The sequence below is a fragment of the Pseudogulbenkiania sp. FW507-F1 genome, from assembly GCF_058781125.1.
The window spans coordinates 37,411-62,769 of sequence record NZ_JBYSWM010000018.1 but is presented as its reverse complement, the minus strand read 5'-3'; the positions used below and the strand labels follow the sequence as shown (position 1 = coordinate 62,769).

Here is a 25,359-nt window from a genome sequence, read left to right as displayed (position 1 = left end):
GGTCCTAATGCTTTTGGGAATACCTTCCTTTTAGAACAGCTTGGCCGTCGCCCCCGCACCGGGTCTTCGGCCAACCCTGTCGTTTCGCCGTTCTGCCCCACCGACCATGACCGACTCGTTTTCCCACCACATCGAGCCCGCGCTCACCCCTGCCCACCAGGCGCTGCTGGCCGTGCTGGCGCTGCTGCCCGGCGGCGAGACCAAGGCCAACCTGCTGACGCTGCTGCACCGCGCCGAAGTACGCGACGCCCACGGCAAGGAGCTCGACAGCGTGCGCCTCGGCACCCTGTTGGCCGAGCTGGAGAACCGGCAGTGGATCGTGCGCACCCCCGGCCTGCCCTACCGCCTGGTGCCGGCGGCGCGCAACGCCGCCTTGCTGCCCTTGCTGCAGGACCGGCGCGAACTGGCGCGCTGGAGCAAGCTGCTGCCGGAGCACCTCGGCAGCCGCCAGGCGAACTGGGGCGCCGCGGACCCGGCGCAGTGCCAGCTGCAGCTGTGGCTCGCCGTGCTCGCAGGCCAGGCCAGGCCGGCGCAGCGCTGGCTCGCGCAGTTGCACGAGCTGCAGCAACGCAGCGGGCAGACGCCGCCGGCGCCGGCCAAGCGGCTGTTCGCCGACGCTGCCGGGCGCGCCTTGTTCGACGGCCTGGCCGACGACGTGCAGGTGACGCTGCTGCTCGACTACCTGCCGGAGGCCTGCTGGCGCTTCGACGGCTTCCGTCACGGCTACGACTACGCGCTGTCGCGCTGGGACAGCGGTTACAGCGAGTGGGACGAATTGGCCGAATGGCTGCTGCGCCAGGCGCTGTGGCGCGGCGATGGCGAGCGCGTGGCGTTGTTCGGCCGCCTCGGCAACAGCCTCGGCGGCGCCCTCAGCGCGCTGCTGCTGCAGGGCAGCTACGGCGCGGCGCTGGCGCATCTCGACGCCTGGCGCGACGAGCGCAAGGCCGAGACCCGGCAACGCAAGCTCGACCTGCCGGCCGAACTGCACGCGCTCTACTGCCTGGCCCTGCTCGGTGCCGCCGATCCGGCGCGCCAGGCCGAGCTGAAGCAGGCGATCCAGCACGGCATCAAGCACAACTTCGGCCAGAGCTACGGCCTGCTGCAGCACCTGGTGGCGCTGCAGGAAGGCGTGGCGGTGCCGGCCTACCTCGGCCTGCCCGAGCAGATCCACCTGGCCGGGCTGGACGGCCTGATGCTGGCGCTGGCGCTCTACTGGCTCGACGCCCGCCAGGCCACCTCAACGGCGTGGCAAGTCACGCTGCACGCCTTCCGCGAGCGCATGCAGCAGGAAGGCTACCAGCGCGTGGTCGAAGAACTGGAGGCGCTGCTGGAACGGCAATTCGGCGAGCCCCGCAGCACGCCGGACTGGCACAGCCGGCACGGTGTGCGTCCGCTGCTCGAACTCTACCAGCGCCGCGAGGCCTGGCAGCACGCGCTCACCGCGCTCTCCTCGCTGGCCCCCGGCAAGGCCGCCGAGGCGCGCCAGGCGGCGCCGAATCCGACCCGGCTCGCCTGGTTCGTCAGCGCCGGCCGCCACGGCGTGCTGCTCGAACCGCGCGAGCAGAAGCTCGGCGCCAAGGGGCAGTGGAGCAAGGGCCGCGCGGTGGCGCTCAAGCGCCTGCTGGACGAGGCCGACAGCGCCGACTACCTGCTGGAGCAGGACCGCAACGTCATGCGCCACATCCAGCGCAGTTACGACGGCTACTACGGCGGCTCCAGCTACGAGCTCGACGGCGAAAAGGCGCTGCCGGCGCTGGTCGGTCATCCGGCGCTGTTCTGGGCCGACGCCCCCGACGTGCGCATCGACGTCGCCGCCGGCCAGGTGGCGCTGCAGCTCAAGGAAAGCGGCGCCCACATCCAGCTCAAGCTGACGCCGGCGCGGGTCGGCGCCGACAGCGAGGTGGTGTGGGAAAAGGACACGCCGACGCGGCTGGTGGTCTACCCGGTGAGCAAGGAAATCCGCCAGATCGCCGCCATCGTCGGCAAGGAACTGACCGTGCCGCTGGCGGCCAAGGCGCAGCTGATGGAGGCCATCACCAGCATCGCGCCCTTGGTGCCGATCCACTCCGACCTGCCCGAGCTGGCGGCGCATATCGACACCGTGCCGGCCGACGCCCGCCTCTACGCCCACCTCCTGCCGCTCGAGCAGGGCCTGCGCCTGCAGCTGCTGATGCGCCCGCTGCCGGGCGGCGCCTGGTGCAAGCCCGGCCAGGGGCTGGAAAACCTGGTGGGCGAGGTGGACGGCAAGGCGTTGCAGACGCGGCGTCAGCTGAAAGCGGAAAAGCAGGCGCTGCAGGCGGTGCTGGACGCCTGCCCGGCGCTCGCCCAGGCCGACGGCGACGGCCAGGAATGGCAGCTCGCCGAGCCGCAGGCGGCGCTGGAAGTGCTGTCCGAACTGCAGGCGGTCGACCCGGCCACGCTGGAATGCGTCTGGCCCGAGGGCGAGCGCATGCGCATCAAGGCGCGGCGCGGCCTGGCGCAGATGAAGTTCGGTCTGCAAAAGCAGGGCGACTGGTTCGTGCTGTCCGGCGATCTCGAACTCGACGACGGCCGCGTGCTGCAGCTGCGCCAGCTGCTGGAACTGTTGCAGGCCAATCCCGGGCGCTTCCTCAAGCTGGGCGAGCAGGACTGGCTGGCTCTCACCGACGCCATGCGCCGCCGCCTCGACGAGCTGGCGCTGGTGGCCGACCACGTCGGCAAGGACGGCGCCATCCGCCTCTCCGCGCTGACCGCGCCGCTGCTGGCCGAGCTGGAACGGGAAGCCGGCCAGTTCGAGGCCGACGCCGCCTGGCGCGAGCAGCTCGCCGCGCTGGCCAGCCTCGGCGACTACCAGCCCACGCCGCCTTCCACGCTGCAGGCCGAGCTGCGCGACTACCAGCTGGAAGGCTACGCCTGGCTGGCGCGGCTGGCGCGCTGGGGCGTGGGCGCCTGTCTCGCCGACGACATGGGGCTCGGCAAGACGGTGCAGACCCTGGCGCTGCTGCTGGAACGCGCCCCGGCCGGGCCGCAACTGGTGGTGGCGCCGACCTCGGTGGCGCTCAACTGGTTGGCCGAAGCCGCGCGCTTCGCGCCGACCCTGAAGGTGCGTTCCTACCAGCAGCAGCGCGCGCTCGACACGCTGGCGCCGTTCGACCTGGTGGTGGTGAGCTACGGCCTGCTGCAGCAGGACGCCGACGCCTTCGCCGCGGTGCCGTGGACCAGCGTGGTGCTGGATGAGGCGCAGGCGATCAAGAACGCCGGCACCAAGCGCGCCCAGGCGGTGCTTGGCCTGCAGGCCGGTTTCAAGCTCGCCGCCAGCGGCACGCCGGTGGAAAACCACCTGGGCGAGCTGTGGAGCCTGTTCCGTTTCCTCAACCCCGGCCTGTTGGGCAGCCAGGAACGCTTCAACCAGCGCTTCGCCGTCCCGGTCGAGCGCGGCGACAAGAACGCGCGCAAGGCGCTCAAGGCGCTGATCCAGCCCTTCATCCTGCGCCGCACCAAGAGCCAGGTGCTGGACGAGCTGCCGCCGCGCACCGAGATCACCTTCAAGGTGGCGCTGTCCGGCGACGAGCTGCATCTCTACGAAGCGCTGCGCCAGCAGGCGGTGGACAAGCTCGACGCGCTGGGCGAGGAGGACAACAAGCCGCTCAAGGTGCTGGCCGAAATCACCCGGCTGCGCCGCTTCTGCTGCCACCCGCGCCTGGCGCTGCCGGACAGCGAGCTCGCCGGCAGCAAGCTCAAGGCGTTCGCCGAGATCGCCGACGAGCTGCTCGACAACCGTCACAAGGCGCTGGTGTTCAGCCAGTTCGTCGATCACCTCGCCATCGTGCGCGCCTGGCTCGACGAGCGCGGCATCGCCTACCAGTACCTCGACGGCTCCACCCCGGCGCGGGAACGCAAGGCGCGCGTCGACGCCTTCCAGGCCGGCCAGGGCGACCTGTTCCTGATCAGCCTCAAGGCCGGCGGCACCGGCCTCAACCTCACCGCCGCCGACTACGTCATCCACCTCGACCCGTGGTGGAACCCGGCGGTGGAAGACCAGGCCTCGGACCGCGCCCACCGCATGGGCCAGCAGCGCCCGGTCACCGTCTACCGGCTGGTGGCCGAGCACACCATCGAGGAACAGATCGTGGCGCTGCACGCCGCCAAGCGCGACCTGGCCGACAGCCTGCTGGAAGGCGGCGAACTGAGCGCCAAGCTCGACGCCGACGCGCTGCTGCAACTGCTCAAGGGTGGCTGAGCGGGCTTCGCCGGAGGGGGCCAGGCGGCCCCTCCGCGGGAGGCGCCTGGCATCGGCCAGGGTGCCGGGCCTCCTTGCCGCGCGGTTTTTTGCTGCCAAACCGCGCCGGCTTTTCCTATTCTTTCAGCATCAGTAGCATGCCCCGACACGGCGATGGCTAGCCTCGCAGCCCGACACCGCGACTAGGCGGCGTCGGCACGTTCACCCCCTGTTCTCGCGCTGGGAAACCGTCATGCTCCGTTTCGACCTGCGCCGCCTGATCCTGCTGTTGGCCCTGACCGCGGTGTTGCTCGCCGTGATCAACGGCTTTTACTCCGGTTATCAGGTGCAGCGCGACATCCTGATCCGCAACACGCTCGAAGCACACCGGGTCTACGCCGCCAAGGTGGCCTACAACACCGAGGTCTTTCTGCGCGCCACCCAGCAGAACCTGCGCGTCAACGCCGAGCGGCTGGTCGAGCACATGGACGACGCCGCCGCGCTGCAACGCGAGCTCGACCTGCAGCAGCGCTCCTCCGACAGCTTCAACACCCTGGTGGTGTTCGACGAACGCGGCGTGGTGCGCGCCGCCACGTTCCTGCCCCAGCTCGTCGGGCGGCGCCCGGAGAGTCGCGGCGCGCACGAGGCTCTGGCCAGGCAGAGCCCGCTGATCTCCGAACCCTACCGTGCCGTCACCGGGCAACTGGTGGTGATGATCTCGCAACCGCTGTTCGACCGTGCCCGCCGCTACCGCGGCTACGTCGGCGGCTCGATCCGGCTGCGCGAGAAGAACATCCTGCATGGCCTGCTGGGCGAGCACTACTACCGCGACGGCTCCTACCTCTATGTGGTGGACGGCAAGGGACGGCTGATCTTCCACCATGACCCCGCCCGCATCATGCAGGACGCCTCGGGCAACCCGGTGGTGGCGGCCGTGATGCGCGGCCAGAGCGGTGCCCGGCCGGTGACCAACACCCAGGGTGTGGCGATGCTCGCCGGCTACGCCTACGTGCCGAGCGGGCACTGGGGCGTGGTGTCGCAGCGCCCCAGGGCGCAGGCGCTGGCCGAGCTCGACCAGCTCATGCTGACCATGGCCAAGTACGCCGCGCCGCTGCTGCTGATCATCATCGTGGTGGTCTGGTGGCTGTCGCTGCAGATCGCGCGGCCGCTGCGGCAACTGGCGCGCGAGGCCGCCGCCATGGACAGCCACGGCGCCACGCCGCGCATCGAGGCGGTGCACTCGTGGTACTTCGAGGCGCAGCAGCTGAAACAGGCGCTGCTGGTGGGGATGCGCGCCATGCAGCAGCAGCTCAACCGCTTCCGCCAGGAATCGAATACCGATGCCCTCACCGGCCTTGGCAACCGGCGCGAACTGGACAGCGTGCTGGACGACTGGAAATACAGCCGCCAGCCGTTCGCGGTGCTGATGATCGACATCGACTTCTTCAAGTCGGTCAACGACAGCTACGGCCACGATACCGGCGACCAGGCGCTCACCGCGCTGGCGCAGCTGATGCGCGACAGCGCGCGAGAGGGCGACGTGGTGTGCCGCATGGGCGGCGAGGAATTCGTCATGCTGCTGCCGGGGGCCGACGCCCTCGGCGCGGAACGCGTGGCCGAACGCCTGTGCTCCCGCGTCGAAGCGTACCGCGTGCCCGGCCTGCCGGCCTTGACGGTGTCGATCGGCGTGGCCGCCGGCATCGCCGACGAAACCCCGGAGGCGCTGCTGCGGGAAGCCGACGACGCGCTCTACCAGGCCAAGCAGCAGGGCCGCAACCGCGTGGTGCTGGCCGCTGTGTGACGCCGCTGCGGGCTTCGGCCAACCTCGAGCGCGGCCGTGCCGGCAAGCGCTGGCGGCTTGGCTATGATCCAGTCAGGGGACGGCCCGCCCCTGGGCCGTCCGGGCCGCTCACGGGAGCACGCCGATGCCGATCCACAACCTGCTCAACGACCTCCCCGCCGCCGGCGCCGAGGAAGTGTTCCACACCCTGCTGCGCCAGCCCGGCGTCAAGATCGAACGCATCGTCTCGTTCGGCCAGGCCAGCCCGCCCGGCTACTGGTTCGATCAGCCCGATGGCGAATGGGTGCTGCTGCTCGCCGGCGAGGCCAAGCTGCTGTTCGAGGACGAAGGCGTGCCGCGCGACCTGCGCCCGGGCGATTGGCTCGACATCGCCCCGCACCGCCGCCACCGCGTCGACTGGACCGACCCCGAGCAGCCCACGGTCTGGCTGGCGGTGCATTATTCCCATTTGCCTTAGCCGCGATGACGTCGTCGGCGGCGTTGCGCCGCTAGCTCTGGGCAAATCCCTGCGTGCCGGTCTTTCGCTTGGCTCAGCGATGGATTGGCACGCAGGGACCCGCTCAGCGAGCGCTTGCCGTGCTCCCAGAACGGTCGGCGGCCCTGCTCACGGACCTTCGCGTCGTGGTTGCGAAGGCGTCTGGTAATCGCTAGGCGGAGCCTGCCAGCGCGTCCAGCACCGCCGCGTCGAGCGCCTGCGGATGGGCGGTGACGCGCAGCAGATGCTTCATCGCCGCATGCGGCGGACGATGCACCGCCACGCCGTCGGCCAGCAGCGCGCGCTGGATGCGCTCCGCCACGGCGGCGTCCGGGTAGGCGATGGCGACGAAGTTGGTGCGGCTGGGCAGCACGCTCAGGCCGCGCTCGCGCAGCGCTTCGGCCAACCTGGCCCGCAGCGCCAGCGTGTCGGCGATCAGCCGGCGCGCGTAGTCCGGCTCGTCCAGCACCGCCTGCGCCGCCGCCTGGGCGAGCGCCGACAGCGCGTACTGCGGGCGGATCTGGTCGGCCTTGGCGACGATCTCGGCGGCGGCGATGGCGTAACCCACGCGCAGCCCGGCCAGCGCGTAGGCCTTGGACAGCGTGCGCAGCCGCACCGTGTTCGGCAGCACCCCGGCCGGGGGCGCGTCGTCCTCGTCCACGCAGAAGTCGAGGTAGGCCTCGTCCAGCAGCAGCACGCAGTCGGCCGGCAGCGCCGCGCGCAGCCGCGCGATGGCGTCGGCGCGGTGGTAGTGGCCGCTCGGGTTGTCCGGGTTGGCGAGGTAGACCAGCGCCGCCCGGTGCCGCTGGGCGGCCTCGGCCAGCGCCGCCAGATCGGGCGCCAGCAGGTTGTCGCCGCGGGCGTAGTCGACCTCGACCACCTGCGCGCCGACGCCCTCGGCGAAGTAGCGCAAGGTCGGGTACGTCCCCGCCGTGCTCACCACGGTATCGCCGACGTTGCAGAACAGGCGCAGCGTCAGCAGGATCAGGCTGTCGGCGCCGGTGTCGAACAGCACCTCGTCTGCCGTCACGCCGTTGAGCGCCGCGGCGCGCGCGCGCAGCGCGTGGGCGTAGGGGTCAGGGTAGAGCCGTGCCAGCTCGGCCCCGGCGGCGCCGAGCAACTGCAGCAGCGGCGACGCCGGCTGCGGCATGCTCTCGTTGGAGCCGATGCGCGCCCGGATCGGGTGGCCGAGCGCCGCTTCCAGCTTCACGATGCCGGGAAACGGATTGACGATGGGGTGATGCGCGAGATGGCGGGCAAAACGGGTCATGGGGTCACTCCACAAACGCAGTGCGGATCATTCTAGGCCATGGCGGCGGCAGGGTCCGCCACCGCAGCGGCGGGCCCGATGAAAAATGCCCCGGCAGGCGGGGCATGGCAGCGGGCCGGGGTCATGGCGCCGAGGCATCGTGGTGCCGGTGTTTCGCCGGCGCGTCTTTGGGTAGATAGAGCGGGCCCTTGTAGCCGCAGGCCGTGACGATAAGGCACAAGGCCACGAGGGAGATCATGGTTCGCATGGAGGCGGGTCCGATGTGGCAAAATTACGATACTAGCAAAGCGCGCCGTGCCGATACATAGCGCCCGTTTCTTCCGGCGGTCCTCCCCGCGCAGCCCATCCGGGCTGTCCTGGCCCGTCCGCCTGGCGAAACCGGCATACGGCGGCGCGCCGACCCAACTGGACAAGACGACATGACCGACAGCGAATTCCTCATCCTGACCGACGGCATCTTCGCCCGCATCGAGAACGCCATCGACGACGCCGGCCTCGACGCCGACTTCCTCACCAACGGCAACGTGCTGGAAATCGAGTTCGACAGCGGCGCCAAGATCGTGGTCAACCGCCACAGCAGCAACCACGAACTGTGGATCGCTGCCAAGAGCGGGGGCTACCACTTCGCCCTGAGCGACGGTCAGTGGCTTGCCGCGCGCGACGGCGCCGAATTCTTCGCCACCCTATCGCAGGCCATACGCGAAGCCTCCGGCCAGGACTTCGAGCTCGCCGAATGATGGACACGGCGGCGCTGGCGCTGGCCGGGCTGGCCGCCTCGGCCTTCCTCTCCGCCACGCTGCTGCCCGGCAATTCCGAGCTCGCGCTCACCGCCTTCCTCTACAAGTGGCCCGACTGGTTGTGGCCGGCCCTGCTGTTGGCGACGCTGGCCAACAGCGCCGGCAGCGTCAGCAGCCTGTGGCTGGGGCGGCTCGCGCCGAGGAAGGAGCTGTCGCCCAGGATCGCGCGCTGGTTCGAGCGCTTCGGCCCGGCCACCCTGCTCTTGGCCTGGGTGCCGCTGATCGGCGACGCGCTGCCGCTGGCGGCGGGCTGGCTGCGCCTGCCGCTGCTGCCGAGCGTGTTGTGGCTGACCGCCGGCAAGGGGCTGCGCTACGCCGCCATCGCGCTGACGCTGCAGGTGCTGACACGCTGACTGCTGACTGCTGACTGCTGACTGCTGACGTCGTTTGGTTCGGAAATCCGTTCCGGCGACGGCAATGTTGTTCGGTTTTCCGAACGGAATGCCGCGTTGCCCACCCCGCCCCGGCGCCGGGACGGTCCGGCCGGGCACGGTCAGGGTGGCAAAATCGGCGTGGCGATAGAAAATTTTTCTATGGGTATTTTGATGTCGATTGATTTTCATGTCGTTTTGCCACGCCAGTGAGACAAAAAAAGCTACACCGGCCACTCTTTTTTTCGCCATCCGTCATGGATCGGATGAGCGCTTCATGACGAAAGCCCATGACAAAACACATACCCCGTAAACGCTTCGGCCAGAACTTCCTGCAGGACGCCAGCGTGATCGCAAGCATCGTGCACGCGGTCAACCCGCAGCCCGGCGACATCGTGGTCGAGATTGGCCCGGGCCTTGGCGCGCTGACCCGCCCGCTCTTGGCGCGTCTGCCGCACCTGCACGTGGTCGAGATCGACCGCGACATCATCAGCCGGCTGAAAAGCGAGTTCCCGCCCGAGCGCCTCACCATCCACGAAGGCGACGCGCTGGCCTTCGATTTTTCCAGCATCGGCACGCGTTTCAAGCTGATCGGCAACCTGCCCTACAACATCTCCACGCCGCTGCTGTTCCACCTGGCGAGCTACGGCGACCGCGTGGTCGACATGCACTTCATGTTGCAGAAGGAAGTCATCGAGCGCATGGTGGCCGAACCGTCCACCGCCGATTACGGCCGGCTCACGGTGATGCTGCAGTATCGCTTTGAAATGGAACAGATTCTGCATGTGCCGCCGGGCGCCTTCTGGCCGCCGCCCAAGGTGGAATCGGCCGTGGTGCGCATGATCCCGGCGCCCGGCCGCTGCGGTGTGGCGACCGACGAAGCCGAGCTCGAGGCCCTGGTCACCCTGGCCTTCTCGCAGCGCCGCAAGACGCTGCGCAACAACCTCAAGGGCGTACTGGACGAGGCGGACTTCGCCGCGCTCGGCATCGACTCGGGGTTGCGCCCGGAGAACCTGACGGTGGAGCAGTACGTGGCCATGGCCAACCTGCTGAGCAGCCGGCGCTGACCCCGGCCCTTGCTGCGTTGCAGCTTGCGCCGGCCGCGGCCTGCCCCGAAAATCGTGGCGCGGCACGCCGGCCTGCTGCCGGCAGGCAAAGGCAACGCCTTGAAACATAAATGAAAATCAGTAAACAGAAAGAGCGGTAACGATGATCCGATTCATGAACGTGCACAAGTGGTTCAAGGACCTGCATGTCCTCAACGACGTCAGCCTGAACGTCGCGGCCGGCGAGGTGGTGGTGGTGTGCGGCCCGTCCGGCTCGGGCAAGTCCACGCTGATTCGCACCGTCAACCAGCTCGAATCGATCAACTCCGGCGAGATCTGGGTGGACGGCAAGAACGTGGTCGACCCCAAGACCGATCTCAACGCCCTGCGCGCCGAAGTGGGCTTCGTGTTCCAGCACTTCAACCTCTACCCGCACCTGTCTGTACTTGACAACATCACATTGTCACCTCTAATGGTTAAGAATATGGAACGGGCGGCCGCCGAGAAGCTGGCATTGCAATTGCTAGAACGCGTGGGACTGGCCCACAAGAAAGACGCCTTCCCGGCGCAGCTTTCCGGTGGGCAGCAGCAGCGTGTGGCTATCGCCCGCGGCCTGGCCATGCAGCCTCAGGTAATGCTGTTCGACGAGCCCACGTCGGCGCTGGATCCGGAAATGATCGGTGAAGTGCTGCGCGTGATGAAAGACCTGGCGGAATCGGGCATGACCATGATGGTGGTGACCCATGAAATGGGCTTCGCTCGCGAAGTGGCCGACCGGGTGGTGTTTGTCGATCATGGCCAGATCATCGAAGAAGCCCAGCCTGAGGAGTTTTTCATGAACCCCCAGCACGATCGGGCCAAGCAGTTCCTGCGCCAGTTGCTGACGCCGATGCAATAAGCCGGCGAAGCAGGCAACGGGGGCGGGGCACGCTGTCAGCACAGCGACCCCCGAATAACGGGGGCGCCGAGATCAATAGAACAGGAGAAACTTGCATGCGCTTTACCACTCGACTCATCTGCACCGCCACCGTTGGCGCCCTGCTCGCTGCTCCGGCCATGTCCGCCGAGCTGACCGGCACCCTGAAAAAGATCAAGGACTCCGGGACCATCGTCATCGGTCACCGTGATGCCTCCATTCCCTTCTCCTACCTCGACAACAACCAGCAGCCTATCGGCTACTCGATGGACATCGCCAACAAGGTGGTCGAAGCCGTCAAGAAAGACCTGAAGATGCCGGGCCTGAAGGTCCAGTACAACCTGGTGACCTCGCAGACGCGCATTCCGCTGGTCCAGAACGGCACCGTCGACATCGAATGCGGTTCCACCACCAACAACCTGGAGCGTCAGAAGCAGGTCGACTTCTCGGTCGGCATCTTCGAGATCGGCACCCGTCTCCTGACCAAGAAGACCTCCGGCGTGAAGGACTTCGCCGATCTGAAGGGCAAGAACGTGGTGACCACCGCCGGCACCACCTCCGAGCGCCTGATCAAGGCCATGAACGCCGAGAAGCAGATGGGCATGAACATCATCTCGGCCAAGGACCACGGCGAATCGTTCCTGATGGCCGAATCCGGCCGTGCCGTCGCCTTCATGATGGACGACGTGCTGCTGTACGGCGAAATGGTGAAAGCTAGGAACCCGGCCGAGTGGGTGGTGACCGGCAAGCCGCAGTCGTTCGAAATCTACGGCTGCATGATGCGCAAGGGCGACCCGGCCTTCAAGAAAGTCGTCGACGACGCCATCAAGGCCACCTACAAGTCCGGCGAGATCAACAAGATCTACGCCAAGTGGTTCACCAGCCCGGTTCCGCCGAAAAACCTCAACCTGAATTTCCCGATGTCGGCCGAACTCAAGGCTCTGATTAAGAACCCGACCGACAAGTCTGCCGAGCAGATGTAATCCTGATGGGCGACTCGAGCCTGTCGTGACCCTGTTCCCGGCGCGCACCGGCGGCATTGCCGCCGCCACGCGCCGGCTCGCAGCGCCAGCCCGCCGCCTGTGGCGGGACGATTCACAGCCAATCCCGCATTGGTCGTGAGGGGTGCTGCTGCCCGCGCCATACCCTCCTCCCGGTATAGCTGACGAACAGGAACATGCCAGGCTCCGGGGGGAGGTCGTCTCCCCCTTTTTGTTTGGAGATTGGGTATGAATTACAACTGGGACTGGAACGTCTTCTTCAAGTCCACCGGCATCGGCACGGAAATCTACCTCGACTGGTTCATTTCCGGTCTGGGCTGGACCATCGCCGTGGCGCTGGCCGGCTGGATCATCGCGCTGATCCTGGGGTCGGTATTGGGCGTGATGCGCACGCTCCCCAACAAGACCGCCTCGGGCATTGCCACCGCTTACGTCGAACTGTTCCGCAACGTGCCGCTGCTGGTGCAGCTGTTCGTCTGGTACTTCCTGGTGCCCGACCTGCTGCCGGAACGCGCGCAGATCTGGTTCAAGCAGGACCTGAGCCCGGCGACCTCGGCTTACCTGTCGGTGGTGGTCTGCCTCGGCCTGTTTACCGCGGCGCGGGTGTGCGAACAGGTGCGCACCGGCGTCCAGGCGCTGCCCAAGGGGCAGAACTACGCTGCCATGGCGATGGGTTTCCAGCAGGCGCAGATCTACCGCTATGTGCTGCTGCCGCAGGCTTTCCGCATCATCATCCCGCCGCTCACCAGCGAGTTCCTGAACATCTTCAAGAACTCCTCGGTGGCCTCGCTGATCGGTCTGATGGAACTCTTGGCGCAGACCAAGCAGACCGCCGAGTTTTCGGCCAACCTGTTTGAAGCGTTCACGCTCGCCACGGTGATCTACTTCGTGCTCAACATGAGCCTGATGAAGTTCATGGGCTGGGTGGAAACCCGTCTGCGGGTGCCGGGCATGATGGGAGGTGCCAAATGATGGGTTTCGATTTCAGCCAGATCGGCCCGGCCCTGCCCGGCCTGATCGACGGCATGGCGCTGACGCTCAAGCTGCTGCTCCTGGCAGTAAGCGGCGGCGTGGCGTTGGGGACGGTGCTGGCGCTGATGCGCCTGTCCAGTAACCGCCTGCTGTCCGGTGCCTCCAAGTTCTACGTCAATTATTTCCGCTCGATTCCGCTGCTGCTGGTGATCACCTGGTTCTACTTCGTGGTGCCGCTGATCTTCAAGTGGATTTCCGGCGAGTTCGTCGCGGTCGGCGCCTTCACCTCCTGCCTGGTGGCCTTCATGATGTTCGAAGCGGCCTACTATGCTGAGATTGTGCGTGCCGGCGTCCAGTCCATTTCCAAGGGCCAGCTCAATGCCGCCTACGCGCTGGGCATGACCTACGGCCAGGCAATGCGGCTGATCATCCTGCCGCAGGCCTTCCGCAAGATGATGCCGCTGCTGCTGCAGCAGTCCATCATCCTGTTCCAGGACACCTCGCTGGTGTACGCCGTGGGCCTGATGGACTTCCTCAACACCGCCCGCTCCAAGGGGGACATCGTCGGTCAGCCGAATGAGTTCCTGATCCTGGCCGGGGTGGTTTATTTTGTTATCAGTTTCGGCGCCTCCACCGTGGTGAAGCGTCTGCAAAAGAGGTTGGCAGTATGAGCGCGATGATTACTCTCAAGAACGTCAGCAAATGGTACGGTGACTTCCAGGTGCTCACCGATTGCTCGACCGCCGTGGAAAAGGGCGAAGTGGTGGTGGTGTGCGGCCCGTCCGGCTCCGGCAAATCCACCCTGATCAAGACCGTCAACGCGCTGGAGCCGTTCCAGAAGGGCGAGATCATCGTCGACGGCCTGTCGGTGGGCGACCCGAAGACCGACCTGCCCAAGCTGCGCGCGCGGATCGGCATGGTGTTCCAGAACTTCGAGCTGTTCCCGCACCTGTCGATCACCGACAACCTGACCATTGCCCAGGAAAAGGTGCTGGGGCGCAGCAAGGACGAGGCGCGCCAGAAAGGCCTGCACTATCTCGATCGCGTCGGCCTCAAGGCGCACGCCGCGAAGTTTCCGGGCCAGCTCTCCGGCGGTCAGCAGCAGCGCGTGGCGATCGCCCGCGCACTGTCGATGGACCCGATCGCCATGCTGTTCGACGAACCGACCTCGGCGCTCGACCCTGAAATGGTCAACGAGGTGCTGGACGTGATGGTGGAACTGGCGCACGAGGGCATGACCATGATGTGTGTGACCCACGAGATGGGCTTCGCGCGCAAGGTGGCCAACCGCGTCATCTTCATGGACAAGGGCGCCATCGTCGAGGATTGTGCCAAGGAGGAATTCTTCGGCGACATCCAGGCCCGCTCCGAGCGTGCCCAGCACTTCCTGTCGAAGATCCTGCAGCACTGAGCCAGCGATGCCGGCGAGCCGAACGATCTTCCGCCCGCCTTGACCGAGCAACGCCACCGCAACCCGGTGGCGTTTTCCATATCCGCTGCCGTTGGAAAAGGCAGCCTGCAGCAGGGCCGATGGTATCCCCCGGCTTTGTCCGAGAGACGGGAGGCCGTCGGGGTGGACGATGTTTCACGTGAAACCTGTTCTGCCGGTAAGGGAGGCGCTGGCCTTCCAGTCCTCGAGCAAGCCGCCTGTCACGGCCAGCGCCGCAGCTCGCGGTACTGCGGCCCCTGCGGCGTTAGTGTGGATTGCATCAGCGACACGCGCCGCAAGACGAACGGTAAGGGGGAGATGCCCTGGGGCGGCAGCCGGTGGCGCGCCCGGCGCAGCAGCGTCACGTGCGGCACGTATGGACGCGTCTCGGTCGGGAACCCGGCCTGTGCCAGTCCTTGCTGCAAGGCGGCCACCAGTTCGCTCAGCACGAGGCATGGCTGAGAACTGCCGGCCCAGACGATGCCGTTGGGCCAGCCGCCGACGCGGTCTATCGTCCATACCGCCCCATCCAGACGCGGCAGGCTCTCCCCGATCGTCAGGAGCTCGTCCAGCCGCTCGGGAGCGACCTCGCCTAGAAAGGCCAGGGTCAGGTGCAGTCGCTCGGCGGCGACGACATGGCCGCGGCTGTGTTTGGCCAATAAGTTGCCATTGGCATGCAATGACACGGAAGTCGACTTGTCCGGTATGATGGCAAAAAAGAGTCTCAAGACCCGATTCCTTTCCCCTAAACTGATCACTCGACGCTTTTCAGGGACGACACAGGTTTCTTCATGTACTCAACGCACTATCTGGGGCGGCAGCCGATTGTCGATGCCAGGGAAAACCTGGTGGGGTATGAATTGTTGTTCCGTTCCAGCCCGGTCAACGCCGCGCATGTCGTCGACGATTTCGCCGCCACCGCCACGGTAATCCGCCATGCCTTCGTCGACCTCGGCGTCGCCGAGGTGCTGGGCGACCGGCTGGGCTACATCAACGTCGACGAACAGCTGTTGATGAGCGACCTCGTCAACGTGCTGCCGCACGACACCGTGGTGCTGGAAATTCTGGAAACGGTCCGGGCGACGCCCGCCCTGCTGGTGCGGCTGGCCGAGCTGCGCCAGCGCGGCTTCCGCATGGCGATGGACGACCTGGTATCGCTGACCAGCGACAAGCGCGCCCTGCTCGATTACGTCGACATCGTCAAGATCGACCTCAGCCAGGTCGAGCTGAGCGCGTTGCCGGCGCTGCTGCAAGCGCTGGAAGGTTTCCGCGGCAGCTTGCTGGCGGAAAAGGTCGACAACCCCGAGCAGTTCGAAACCTGTCGCGAGTTCGGCTTCAAATTGTTCCAGGGCTACTTCTTCGCCCATCCCACGGTGATCCACTCGCGCCAGGTGAGGCCCAAGGTATCGGTACTGCTGCGCTTGCTGGGGTTGATCCTGAGCGACGCCGAGACCGATGCCCTGGAGGAAGCGTTCAAGAGCGCGCCCGATATCGCGCTGATGTTGCTCCGGCTCACCTCCACCGCGGTCATGGCCGACAAGTCGGCGGTCACCTCGATCCGCCAGGCCATCCTGCTCCTGGGACGGGACAAGATCAAGCGCTGGACCCTGCTCTTGATGTTTGCCACCGCCACGCCCCAGGGCGACAAGGTCCGCCACAATCCCCTGCTCGAACTGGCGGCCATGCGCGGCCGCATCATGGAGCGGCTGGCCCAGAGCCTGCGGCCGGAGGCGCCCCAGTTGGCCGAACAGGCCTTCATGGTCGGCATCCTGTCGCTGGTCGACGCCCTGATGCTGCGCCCCAAGACCGAGCTGATTCCGCAGCTGCCGGTCGATCAGATCATCAAGGACGCCGTACTCGATGGCCGGCACATCCTCGGCGAATGGCTCAAGGTCACCGTGTCGCTGGAAGACGAAAACACGGTACAGCCCGCCGGCTACGATGCCGAACTCCTCACCCGAATCGAAACCGAGTCGCTGGACTGGGTCAAACGCATGTGGGCGTAAGCCGGCCCGGGCCTTTACCCCGCCCGTGCTACCCCTTCCCGTGGACCCGGCCATGCTCCAGGCCTCGGCCGCTTTGCTAAGCCCGCTCCGGCGAGGTCGCCCTTCCCGGTCTGCGCTCCGTGGCCGGGAGTGGGCGGGTGTTCAGATGATGTCGAGGTGGTCGATGCCCTCGAGCAGGTCGCGATCCTTGGCGCCCTCGCCGTACAGCTTGATCTTCAGGCGCAGGTCGTTGACCGAGTCGGCATTGCGTAGCGCATCCTCGTAGCTGATCAGACCACCCTCGTAGAGATCGAACAGCGCCTGGTCGAAGGTTTGCATGCCGCTCTCGCGCGACTTGCCGATCACCTCCTTCATCGAGGCGATCTCGCCCTTGAAGATCAGGTCCGCCATCAGCGGGCTGTTGAGCATCACCTCCACCGCAGCCACCCGGCCGCGCCCGGTGGCGAGCGGAACCAGCCGCTGCGAGATGATGGCGCGCATGTTCAGCGACAGGTCCATCAGCACCTGCTGGTGACGCTCTTCCGGGAAGAAGTTCAGGATGCGGTCGAGCGCCTGGTTGGCGTTGTTGGCGTGCAGGGTGGCGAGGCAGAGGTGGCCGGTTTCGGCGAACTGCAGGCCGTAGCCCATGGTCTCGCGGTCGCGAATCTCGCCCATCAGGATCACGTCCGGCGCCTGACGCAGGGTGTTCTTCAGCGCAATGTCCCAGCTGTCGGTATCGACCCCCACCTCGCGCTGGGTCACGATCGATTTCTTGTGCGGGTGCACGTATTCGATCGGGTCCTCGATGGTGATGATGTGGTCCTGGCTGTGGCTGTTGCGCCAGTCCACCAGTGCGGCCAGCGAGGTGGACTTGCCCGAGCCGGTGCCGCCGACGAAGATCACCAGGCCGCGCTTGATCAAGGCCACGTCCTTCAGCACTTCCGGCAGGCGCAGCTGGTCGAAGGTGGGAATCTCGGTATTGATCTTGCGCAGCACCATGCCGGCCATACCCTGCTGGATGAAGGCGCTGACGCGGAAGCGGCCGATGCCCGGCGGGCTGATGGCGAAGTTCGCCTCCATCGAGGATTCGAACTCTTCCATCTGGCGGTCGTTCATCACCGAACGCACTAGCTCCTTGGTGTGCTGCGCCGACAGTGGCTGCGGCGACACCGGGATGATCTTGCCGTCGATCTTCATGGCCGGCGGGAAGTCGGCCGAAATGAAGATGTCCGAAGCGTTCTTGCCTACGGCGTGCTTGAGCAGGTCGTGGATGAACTTCGAGGCCTGGTCTCTTTCCATGATCGTTTTCCATCGTTGCCGGCGCTGAACGCCGGTGTCAGGCCTGTCTCACGAGGCGGGTCCCCGGGGTTGCTTGGTGCCGGAGTGACGGAACCACGAGGGCCCGGGAGCACATGGAGATTCCGCGTCGCGGCGCCCATCGCGCCGGGCCAATCGTCGACTCGCTCGGCATGGGATGGGTGCGGCACGCGGCCGCTCACCGGGACAAGGGGTTGCCGTCTCGTGAAAGGGGCGCTTAGAACAAATCCTTGTTGCTGGCCTTCAGCCGTGCCTCGGCCGGCGACGCGATGTTGCGGCGTACCAGTTCCTGCAGGCACTGGTCGAGCGTCTGCATGCCGTACTGCTGGCCGGTCTGGATCATCGAGTTGATCTGGGCGATCTTGTTCTCACGGATCAGGTTGCGGATCGCCGCCGTGCCGACCATGATCTCGTGCGCCGCCACCCGTCCGCTGCCGTCTTTGGTCTTCAGCAGGGTCTGCGAGATCACCGCGCGCAGGCTCTCCGACAGCATCGAGCGCACCATCTCCTTCTCGCCGGCCGGGAACACGTCGACGATACGGTCGACGGTCTTGGCGGCCGAGCTGGTGTGCAAGGTGCCGAACACCAGGTGGCCGGTTTCCGCCGCGGTCATGGCGAGGCGGATGGTTTCCAGGTCGCGCATTTCCCCCACCAGGATCACGTCCGGGTCCTCGCGCAGCGCCGAGCGCAACGCGTTGGCGAAACTGTGGGTCTGCTGCCCCAGTTCGCGCTGGTTGATCATGCAGCGCTTGCTCTGGTGCACGAATTCGATCGGGTCTTCCACGGTCAGGATGTGGGAGAATTCATTATCGTTGATATAGTCGATCATCGCCGCCAGCGTGGTGGACTTGCCGGAGCCGGTCGGTCCGGTCACCAGCACCAGGCCGCGCGGGTAGCTGGCGATCTCCTGGAAGATCTTCGGCGCCGACAGCTCCTCCAGCGTCAGCACCTTGGACGGAATCACCCGGAACACGGCGCCCATGCCGCGGTTCTGCATGAAGGCGTTGACCCGGAAGCGGGCGATGCCCGGCAGCTCGAACGAGAAGTCGCACTCCATCATTTCTTCGAACGCCTTGCGCTGGAAGTCGTTCATGATGTCGTACACCTTGTCGTGCACTTCGTGGTGCTCCAGCGGCGGCAGGTTGATGCGGCGCACGTCGCCGTTGACCCGGATCATCGGCGGCAGGCCGGCCGACAGGTGCAGGTCGGACGCCTTGTTCTTGACGGTGAAGGCCAAGAGCTCGGAAATTTCCATTTATAATTCTCCCCAATTCGATACCGCTACGGCGGGCCGTCAGCGCCAGACCACCGGCATGACCTTTCCTGATTGTAAGCATAAGCGCCGGGACTTGGTATGCTGATGCAGTGGGAGCCGTCCCGACGTGGGGCGGCGGCAGTGTTGCGGTTGCACCAAGGACATCATGACTTCAGCTATTTCATCCTCTCTGGACGTGGTCCGCCAGCGGCTGGCCGCGGCCGAGGCCGCCGCCGGGCGTGCATCCGGCTCGGTATGCCTGCTGGCGGTCAGCAAGACGTTTCCGGCCGACGCCATCCAGGAGGCGTACGCCGCCGGGCAGCGCGCTTTCGGCGAAAACTACGTGCAGGAGCTGCAAGCCAAGGGCGCTGTGCTGGGCGGGCTGGACATCGAGTGGCACTTCATCGGGCCGCTGCAATCCAACAAGACGCGCCCGGTGGCCGAGCTGGCGCACTGGGTGCATTCGGTGGAGCGTCTGAAAATCGCCGAACGCTTGTCGTCGCAGCGTCCCGCATCCTTGCCGCCGCTCAATGTCTGCCTGCAGGTGAACGTCTCGGGCGAGGAGAGCAAGAGCGGTTGCGAACCGCACGAGGTGCTGGCGCTGGCGCGTGCCGTCGCCGCCCTGCCGCGTCTGACCTTGCGCGGCCTGATGTGCATCCCCGAGCCGACCGCCGATCAGGCACGGCTGACGGGCCAGTTTGCGCTGTTGCGCCGGCTGCGCGACGAGATGGCGGCACAAGGCCTGGCGCTCGACACCCTGTCGATGGGGATGTCGGCCGACCTGGAGCTGGCGGTGCGGGAAGGCTCGACGCTGGTACGGGTCGGCACGGCCATTTTCGGCTCCCGGACGTATCCAGCATAATGGTTTTGCCAAATTGGCTACGATATACAATCGACAAATAGAGGACTCAGCATGCAGATCACCTTCATCGGCGGCGGCAACATGGCCTCCGCCATCATCAGCGGCCTGGCCAAACAGGGCGGCCACCGCATCAGCGTGGTGGAGCCCAGCGCCGACAAGCGTAACCAGTTGGAACAGGCCTACGGCGTGACCGCGTTGGAACAGCCGCCGCAACACCTGTCAGCCGACGATGTGGTGGTGCTGGCGGTCAAGCCGCAGCAGCTGAAGGACGTGTGCCTGACCCTGGCCCCGGTGCTGGGCAATGCCCTGGTGGTGTCGATCGCCGCTGGCGTCGGCATTGCGGCGCTGGCGCGCTGGCTCGGTTCCGGGCGCATCGTGCGCGTGATGCCCAATACGCCGGCCATGGTCGGCAAGGGTGTCTCGGGGCTGTTCGCTCCGCTCGGCCTGGCCGAAGGCGATCGCAACAACGCCGCCGCCATCATGGCGGCGGTGGGCAAGGTGTTCTGGCTCGAGAACGAGAGCGGCATCGACGACATCACCGCAGTATCCGGCAGCGGCCCGGCCTACGTGTTCTACTTCATCGAGTCGATGATTGCGGCGGCGCGTGAACTCGGTTTTGACGACGCCACCGCTCGTCAGCTGGTGCTGGGCACCTTTGATGGCGCCGTCGAGCTGGCAAAGCAAAGCGATCTCGACGTGGCCACCCTGCGCGCCAACGTCACCTCCAAGGGCGGCACCACCGAGCGGGCCGTCGCCCGTTTCGAGGCCGACGGCGTCAAGGCGGCGATCCAGGCCGGGATGCAGGATTGCCGGGCGCGTTCGGTGGAGTTGGGCCAGCTACTGAGCCAGGACTGAGATGATCGCCGAGACCCTGCAATTCCTGATCAAGACGCTGGCCGACCTGTTCGTGCTGGTGCTGCTGCTGCGCTTCTACCTGCAGGTGGCGCGCGCGCCGTTCAAGCACCCGTTGTCGCAGTTCGTGATGGCGGTGAGCAATTTCGCGGTGCTGCCGATGCGCAAACTGGTGCCGAGCGTGCACGGCTATGACACGGCCACGCTGCTGCTGGCGCTGCTGGTCGGCCTCTTCAGCAACGTGCTGATGCTGGCGCTCAATCCCCTGCCGTACAGTTTTGCCGCGCCGGAAACCTGGCTGGGGCTGTTGTGCCTGTCGCTGCTGGACGTGTTCCGCCAGTCGCTGTACCTTTTGATGGGGGCGGTCATCGTCCAGGCCATCCTGAGCTGGGTGAATCCGTACAATCCGCTGACACCGATCCTAGACGCGCTGACCCGGCCGTTCCTGCGGCCATTCCGCCGGGCCGTCATCGGCGGGGTGGATTTGTCGCCGCTGATCCTGTTCCTGATCATCCAGGTGATCCTGATGCTGCCGGTGCGGGCGCTGGAAAGCGTTTTTCTGATGCAACTCAAGGTCGCGTTATAGCTGTTATGGTTTGCTGTCGGGTTGAATCCCGACATTACGGGTGTGTTCTATCCAAATCTTTAAGGAGAGAGGTATGAAAAAGACGCTGCTGGCTGCGGTCATGCTGGGCGTAGTCGCCACGCCGGCCATGGCCAACCTGCAACTTGCCCAGAAATACAATTGTCTGGCCTGTCACTCGGTGGACAAGAAGGTAGTGGGTCCGGCCTACAAGGATGTCGCCAAGAAATATGCTGGTGACAAGGGCGCCGAAGCCAAGCTGATGGCCAAGGTCAAGGCCGGTGGTTCCGGGGTGTGGGGCGCGGTGCCGATGCCGCCGAACCCGCAGGTCAGCGATGCCGACCTGAAAACCCTGGTGAAGTGGGTGCTGTCGCTGAAATAAGCGGCCGGGCTCGGAATTCGCAAAGGGCGGCCTCGGCTGCCCTTTGTCGTGTAATAAGGCTTGTCATTGTGTGCGAATCGCACTATACCGGGGCACATGAGGAGGGATTTTCCCGGCGAGTCGTCTGTCCAATATAGTTGCACAAAGACCATGCCACCGGTAATCTTCAGCGCTTGTCTGCCAACTCTATGCTGGAAGCACTAAATTATGGCCAAGCTGACCGAACAGGATATCCTCAACTGGGAAGGCGAGGATTACATGAACGCCGACCACCTTGAGTTCTTCAAAGAGCGGCTGTTGCAGATGCAGCAGGAGTTGTTGAGCAACGCCAACGCGACGGCGAACCATCTGCAGGAGCAGGAGGCCACTCCCGACCCGGCCGACCGGGCCACGCTCGAGGAGGAATACGCGCTGGAACTGCGTACCCGCGACCGCGAGCGCAAGCTGTTGCAGAAGATTCAGTCGTCCCTGCGCGATATCGAAGACGGTTCCTACGGCTTCTGCGAAGACACCGGCGAGCCGATCGGGCTCAAGCGCCTGATGGCGCGTCCGACCGCCACGCTGTCGGTGGAGGCACAGGAGCGCCGCGAACGCATGAAGCGCCAGTACGCCGACTAATCCGCGGCGAGGGTGAATGAAAAAAGCGTCCCAAAAGGGCGCTTTTTTTGTTTTTTATCCGGGTTGGCGCGGCGCGGCCAAGATGCGGCCGGGTGGGCGCGGGACTTGTCGCAGTGCGCAAAATGCAGGTATTGTGTGATGCAGTCAATACACAGAAAAATGCCCCGAGGCACATCACCATGCAACGACAGACCGACGACGTCCGAATCCGCGAAATCAAGGAACTCCTGCCTCCGATTGCGCACCTCTACGAGCTGCCGATCACCGAAACCGCCTCCGAGCTGATCTACAACACCCGCCGCGAAATCGCCGCGCTGCTGCGTGGCGAGGACGATCGCATGCTGGTGGTGATCGGCCCGTGTTCGATCCACGATCCGGCCATGGCCGAGGAGTACGCCGAACGCCTGATGAAGTTGCGCCACGAGCATGCCCGCGAGCTGATCGTGGTGATGCGCGTGTACTTCGAGAAGCCGCGCACCACGGTGGGCTGGAAGGGGCTGATCAACGATCCGCACCTGGATGAGTCGTACGACATCAACTCCGGTCTGCGCCTGGCGCGTCGTCTGCTGTTGAACCTGAACAACGCGGGCATGCCGGCGGCCACCGAATTCCTCGACATGATCACGCCGCAGTACTTCGCCGACCTGATCTCGTGGGGCGCCATCGGTGCGCGCACCACCGAGTCGCAGGTGCACCGCGAGCTGGCGTCGGGGCTGTCCTGCCCGGTGGGCTTCAAGAACGGTACCGACGGCAACCTGAAGATCGCCGTCGACGCCATCCGTGCCGCGAGCCAGCCGCACCACTTCCTGTCGGTGACCAAGACCGGCCATTCCGCCATCGTCTCCACCGGCGGCAACCCGGATTGCCACGTGATCCTGCGCGGCGGCAAGGAACCGAACTACTCGGCCGAGCACGTGCGCGCCGCCGCGGCCGAGCTGGCCGGCGTCGGCCTGGCGCAGAAGCTGATGGTGGACTTCAGCCACGCCAACAGCCGCAAGGACTACAAGCGCCAGATGGAAGTGGCGCGCGACGTGGCGGGACAACTCGCCGCCGGCGACACCCACATCTTCGGTGTGATGGTGGAAAGCCACTTGGTGGAAGGTCGCCAGGACCTGAAGCCGGGCTGCGAGCTGACCTATGGCCAGAGCATCACCGACGCCTGCATCGGCTGGCAGGATACCGAGGATCTGGTGCAGATCCTGGCCGACGCGGTCAAGGCGCGCCGTGCCAAGGTGGGCGTGCCGGCGGGCAAGTGAGCCCTGCTACGCGGCATGACAAAACCCGGCTCAGGCCGGGTTTTTTGTTTTTCTGGACGAGCGCCCGCTGTGGCGCAGCGGGCTTCGGCCAACCTTGAGGGTCAGTCCCGGCCGTCGAGCAGGTCGCCCAGCCCGCCCAGCACCGAGCCCTGCTCGCTGGAGCGCCCGCCAGCTTTCGGGCTGGCGGCGATCAGCCGGTCGGCCAGGCGCGACAGCGGCAGCGATTGCAGCCACACCCGTCCCGGGCCCCGGAGGGTGGCGAGGAACAGCCCCTCGCCGGCGAACAGCGCGCTCTTGAGCTTGCCGACGTACTGGATGTCGAAATCGACCGAGGGCTGGTAGGCCACCACGCAGCCGGTGTCGACGCGCAGCGTCTCGCCCGGCGCCAGCTGGCGTTCGGTCAGGGTGCCGCCGGCGTGCAGGAAGGCATAGCCGTCGCCGTCCAGGCGCTGCATGATGAAGCCTTCGCCGCCGAACAGCCCGGTGCCGATCTTCTTCTGCAAGGCGATGCCGAGGCTGACGCCTTTGGCGGCGGCGAGGAAGCTGTCCTTCTGCGCGTACAGCGTGCCGCCCAGTTCCAGCAGGTGCACCGGCACGATCTTGCCGGGGTAGGAGGCGGCGAAGGCGACGCGTTTCTTGCTCGGCGCCTGGTTGACGAACACCGTGGTGAACAGCGACTCGCCGGTGAGCAGGCGCTTGCCGGCGCCCATCAGTTTGCCGAGCAGACCGCCCTGCGCCGCCGAGCCGTCGCCGAACACGGTGTCCATGCTGATGCCGTCCTCCATGTAGTACATGGTACCGGCCTCGCCGACGGCGGCCTCGCCCGGGTCCAGCTCCACTTCGACGTACTGCATGTCGTCGCCGAAAATCTCGTAATCGATCACGTCCATCGCCATGCGCATTCTCCTGACTGGGGTGGCTGTTCCATCATGCTAGCCCAGCGGGTCCGGCCGCGGCCAGTGCCGCCAGCGCGTCGGGGGTGTTGAGGTTGGGCAGGGCCTGGTCGAACGGCACGATGCGGTGCTCGAGCGTGGCGAGCCAGCCGCGGATGGAGCGGCCGCCGCTGGCGAGGTAGGTTTCGAGCGCGCCCTGCAGCCCGGGACGCAGCGCCAGCAAGGTGGGATGCCAGTGTTCCGGATCGCTGGCCGAGGCGGCGTCGAGGCCGCCTTCCAGCGCCGCCAGCAGCCGTGGCGCCAGCTCGGCTGGCAGCCGCACCGCGTCGCAGGGCAGCATCAGCAGGGTGTCGTGCGGGGCGGCGGCGAGGCCCGCCAGCAGGCCGGCGAGCGGACCGGGGTAGTCCGGCAGCGTGTCCGGCAGCACCGGGTGACCGAAGGCGCGGTAGGTATCGAGGTGGCGGTTGGCGGAGATCAGGATGCGCGCCGGGGCGGGAGTCTGCGCCGCCAGCGCGGCGAGGGTATGGGTGATCAGGGGTTGGCCGAACAGCTCGAGCAGCCCCTTGTCCTGGCCGCCCATGCGCGTGGCGCGCCCGCCGGCCAGGATCAGCGCGCTGTAGCTCATTGCCAGCGTCCGGCGGCGCCCTCGTCGCTGGACTTGGCCTCGACCCAGCGGCTGTGACCGTCGGCGTCGATTTCCTTCTTCCAGAACGGTGCCTGCGTCTTCAGGTAGTCCATCAGGAATTCGCAGGCGGCGAACGCGGCGGCGCGGTGCGCGCTGGCGGTGACCACCAGCACGATCGGTTCGCCCAGCGCCAGCCGGCCGACGCGATGGTGGATCAGCGCGGCGGAGAGCGGCCAGCGCGTACGCGCCTCGGCGACGATGGCGGCGAGCGACTTCTCGGTCATGCCGGGATAGTGTTCCAGTTCCAGCGCGGCGACGTTGTCGCCGTCGCCGTGGCGGCGCACCACGCCGACGAAGCTGACCACGGCGCCGACGCCGGGATCGGCCGACAGCCGGGCGATTTCCTGGCCGGCGTCGAAGGCGGCGGCGTCGACGCGGATGGTGAAGGCGTCCAT

The 25,359-nt window shown here is 66.4% G+C and carries 26 protein-coding genes; 18 read left to right on the top strand and 8 right to left on the bottom strand.

Going from position 1 to position 25,359, the window contains the following annotated elements; all coding sequences use genetic code 11:
* Positions 1-106 precede the first annotated feature (106 nt).
* From AC3WG5_RS12835 to AC3WG5_RS12825, 3 genes are all read left to right on the top strand, one after another.
* On the top strand, positions 107-4,219 hold the full coding sequence (locus tag AC3WG5_RS12835; protein ID WP_492568959.1) for an SNF2-related protein: 4,113 nt from the start codon (positions 107-109) through the stop codon (positions 4,217-4,219).
* A 232-nt stretch (positions 4,220-4,451) separates the two neighbouring features.
* Complete coding sequence (locus tag AC3WG5_RS12830) at positions 4,452-5,999, top strand: GGDEF domain-containing protein (RefSeq protein ID WP_492568958.1); 1,548 nt, start codon at positions 4,452-4,454, stop codon at positions 5,997-5,999.
* Positions 6,000-6,123: 124 nt separating this feature from the next.
* Entirely contained in the window at positions 6,124-6,456 is a 333-nt protein-coding gene (locus tag AC3WG5_RS12825; RefSeq protein ID WP_492568957.1) for a cupin domain-containing protein, read from the top strand.
* A 190-nt stretch (positions 6,457-6,646) separates the two neighbouring features.
* Here AC3WG5_RS12825 and AC3WG5_RS12820 read toward each other — a convergent pair whose 3' ends face one another.
* Together AC3WG5_RS12820 and lptM are read right to left on the bottom strand one after the other, a co-directional pair.
* Positions 6,647-7,744 (bottom strand): aminotransferase class I/II-fold pyridoxal phosphate-dependent enzyme, encoded by a 1,098-nt coding sequence (locus tag AC3WG5_RS12820; protein ID WP_492568956.1) that lies wholly within the window; start codon positions 7,742-7,744, stop codon positions 6,647-6,649.
* A 121-nt stretch (positions 7,745-7,865) separates the two neighbouring features.
* Positions 7,866-7,982: an LPS translocon maturation chaperone LptM gene (lptM, locus tag AC3WG5_RS12815; RefSeq protein WP_367180154.1), complete on the bottom strand. Its 117-nt coding sequence runs from the start codon at positions 7,980-7,982 to the stop codon at positions 7,866-7,868.
* A 181-nt stretch (positions 7,983-8,163) separates the two neighbouring features.
* Between lptM and cyaY the strand changes: the two genes are divergently transcribed.
* The 8 genes from cyaY (at position 8,164) to AC3WG5_RS12775 (ending at position 14,258) form a co-directional block, all read left to right on the top strand.
* Positions 8,164-8,481: an iron donor protein CyaY gene (gene cyaY, locus AC3WG5_RS12810; protein ID WP_014088774.1), complete on the top strand. Its 318-nt coding sequence runs from the start codon at positions 8,164-8,166 to the stop codon at positions 8,479-8,481.
* The gene (locus tag AC3WG5_RS12805; RefSeq protein WP_482583776.1) at positions 8,478-8,894 is read left to right on the top strand and encodes a YqaA family protein; all 417 of its coding nucleotides are present in this window, start codon (positions 8,478-8,480) and stop codon (positions 8,892-8,894) included. The genes cyaY and AC3WG5_RS12805 overlap by 4 nt, the downstream gene beginning before the upstream one ends.
* A 308-nt stretch (positions 8,895-9,202) precedes the next feature.
* Positions 9,203-9,979, top strand: coding sequence for a 16S rRNA (adenine(1518)-N(6)/adenine(1519)-N(6))-dimethyltransferase RsmA (gene rsmA / locus AC3WG5_RS12800; protein WP_008955381.1), 777 nt, complete (start codon positions 9,203-9,205; stop codon positions 9,977-9,979).
* 142 nt (positions 9,980-10,121) lie between these two features.
* Positions 10,122-10,856, top strand: coding sequence for an amino acid ABC transporter ATP-binding protein (locus AC3WG5_RS12795; RefSeq protein ID WP_492568955.1), 735 nt, complete (start codon positions 10,122-10,124; stop codon positions 10,854-10,856).
* Between the two features lie 95 nt (positions 10,857-10,951).
* Positions 10,952-11,857: a glutamate/aspartate ABC transporter substrate-binding protein gene (locus AC3WG5_RS12790; RefSeq protein WP_482583779.1), complete on the top strand. Its 906-nt coding sequence runs from the start codon at positions 10,952-10,954 to the stop codon at positions 11,855-11,857.
* Positions 11,858-12,103: 246 nt separating this feature from the next.
* Positions 12,104-12,847: an amino acid ABC transporter permease gene (locus AC3WG5_RS12785; RefSeq protein ID WP_008955378.1), complete on the top strand. Its 744-nt coding sequence runs from the start codon at positions 12,104-12,106 to the stop codon at positions 12,845-12,847.
* Positions 12,844-13,518 (top strand): amino acid ABC transporter permease, encoded by a 675-nt coding sequence (locus tag AC3WG5_RS12780; RefSeq protein ID WP_014088770.1) that lies wholly within the window; start codon positions 12,844-12,846, stop codon positions 13,516-13,518. The genes AC3WG5_RS12785 and AC3WG5_RS12780 overlap by 4 nt, the downstream gene beginning before the upstream one ends.
* Positions 13,519-13,523: 5 nt before the next feature.
* Positions 13,524-14,258, top strand: a complete 735-nt coding sequence (locus tag AC3WG5_RS12775) for an amino acid ABC transporter ATP-binding protein (protein ID WP_482584334.1) — start codon at positions 13,524-13,526, stop codon at positions 14,256-14,258.
* A gap of 239 nt (positions 14,259-14,497) precedes the next feature.
* Here AC3WG5_RS12775 and thpR read toward each other — a convergent pair whose 3' ends face one another.
* Positions 14,498-15,034 (bottom strand): RNA 2',3'-cyclic phosphodiesterase, encoded by a 537-nt coding sequence (thpR, locus tag AC3WG5_RS12770; RefSeq protein ID WP_492568954.1) that lies wholly within the window; start codon positions 15,032-15,034, stop codon positions 14,498-14,500.
* A gap of 33 nt (positions 15,035-15,067) precedes the next feature.
* Between thpR and AC3WG5_RS12765 the strand changes: the two genes are divergently transcribed.
* The gene (locus AC3WG5_RS12765; RefSeq protein ID WP_294866963.1) at positions 15,068-16,282 is read left to right on the top strand and encodes an EAL and HDOD domain-containing protein; all 1,215 of its coding nucleotides are present in this window, start codon (positions 15,068-15,070) and stop codon (positions 16,280-16,282) included.
* A 141-nt stretch (positions 16,283-16,423) separates the two neighbouring features.
* Here AC3WG5_RS12765 and AC3WG5_RS12760 read toward each other — a convergent pair whose 3' ends face one another.
* Positions 16,424-17,560, bottom strand: coding sequence for a PilT/PilU family type 4a pilus ATPase (locus tag AC3WG5_RS12760; protein ID WP_008955373.1), 1,137 nt, complete (start codon positions 17,558-17,560; stop codon positions 16,424-16,426).
* 235 nt (positions 17,561-17,795) lie between these two features.
* The gene (locus tag AC3WG5_RS12755; protein WP_014088767.1) at positions 17,796-18,833 is read right to left on the bottom strand and encodes a type IV pilus twitching motility protein PilT; all 1,038 of its coding nucleotides are present in this window, start codon (positions 18,831-18,833) and stop codon (positions 17,796-17,798) included.
* 166 nt (positions 18,834-18,999) lie between these two features.
* Between AC3WG5_RS12755 and AC3WG5_RS12750 the strand changes: the two genes are divergently transcribed.
* From AC3WG5_RS12750 to aroG, 6 genes are all read left to right on the top strand, one after another.
* Positions 19,000-19,695 carry a YggS family pyridoxal phosphate-dependent enzyme gene (locus AC3WG5_RS12750; RefSeq protein ID WP_492568953.1) on the top strand — a complete coding sequence of 232 codons (696 nt, stop codon included), beginning with the start codon at positions 19,000-19,002 and terminating at the stop codon, positions 19,693-19,695.
* A 51-nt stretch (positions 19,696-19,746) separates the two neighbouring features.
* Positions 19,747-20,550: a pyrroline-5-carboxylate reductase gene (proC, locus tag AC3WG5_RS12745; RefSeq protein WP_492568952.1), complete on the top strand. Its 804-nt coding sequence runs from the start codon at positions 19,747-19,749 to the stop codon at positions 20,548-20,550.
* A 1-nt stretch (position 20,551) separates the two neighbouring features.
* Positions 20,552-21,133, top strand: coding sequence for a YggT family protein (locus AC3WG5_RS12740; protein WP_008955369.1), 582 nt, complete (start codon positions 20,552-20,554; stop codon positions 21,131-21,133).
* A gap of 73 nt (positions 21,134-21,206) precedes the next feature.
* On the top strand, positions 21,207-21,512 hold the full coding sequence (locus AC3WG5_RS12735; protein WP_008955368.1) for a c-type cytochrome: 306 nt from the start codon (positions 21,207-21,209) through the stop codon (positions 21,510-21,512).
* A gap of 207 nt (positions 21,513-21,719) precedes the next feature.
* Entirely contained in the window at positions 21,720-22,130 is a 411-nt protein-coding gene (gene dksA / locus AC3WG5_RS12730; protein ID WP_008955367.1) for an RNA polymerase-binding protein DksA, read from the top strand.
* 179 nt (positions 22,131-22,309) lie between these two features.
* Complete coding sequence (gene aroG, locus AC3WG5_RS12725) at positions 22,310-23,386, top strand: 3-deoxy-7-phosphoheptulonate synthase AroG (protein WP_085276645.1); 1,077 nt, start codon at positions 22,310-22,312, stop codon at positions 23,384-23,386.
* A gap of 101 nt (positions 23,387-23,487) precedes the next feature.
* Here aroG and AC3WG5_RS12720 read toward each other — a convergent pair whose 3' ends face one another.
* From AC3WG5_RS12720 to moaE, 3 genes are read right to left on the bottom strand one after another with little or no spacing between them, the layout of a single operon-like run.
* On the bottom strand, positions 23,488-24,282 hold the full coding sequence (locus AC3WG5_RS12720; protein ID WP_492568951.1) for a TIGR00266 family protein: 795 nt from the start codon (positions 24,280-24,282) through the stop codon (positions 23,488-23,490).
* A gap of 31 nt (positions 24,283-24,313) precedes the next feature.
* Positions 24,314-24,904 carry a molybdenum cofactor guanylyltransferase MobA gene (mobA, locus tag AC3WG5_RS12715; RefSeq protein WP_492568950.1) on the bottom strand — a complete coding sequence of 197 codons (591 nt, stop codon included), beginning with the start codon at positions 24,902-24,904 and terminating at the stop codon, positions 24,314-24,316.
* Positions 24,901-25,359 (bottom strand): molybdopterin synthase catalytic subunit MoaE, encoded by a 459-nt coding sequence (gene moaE, locus AC3WG5_RS12710; protein WP_492568949.1) that lies wholly within the window; start codon positions 25,357-25,359, stop codon positions 24,901-24,903. Before moaE ends, mobA begins: the two co-directional genes overlap by 4 nt.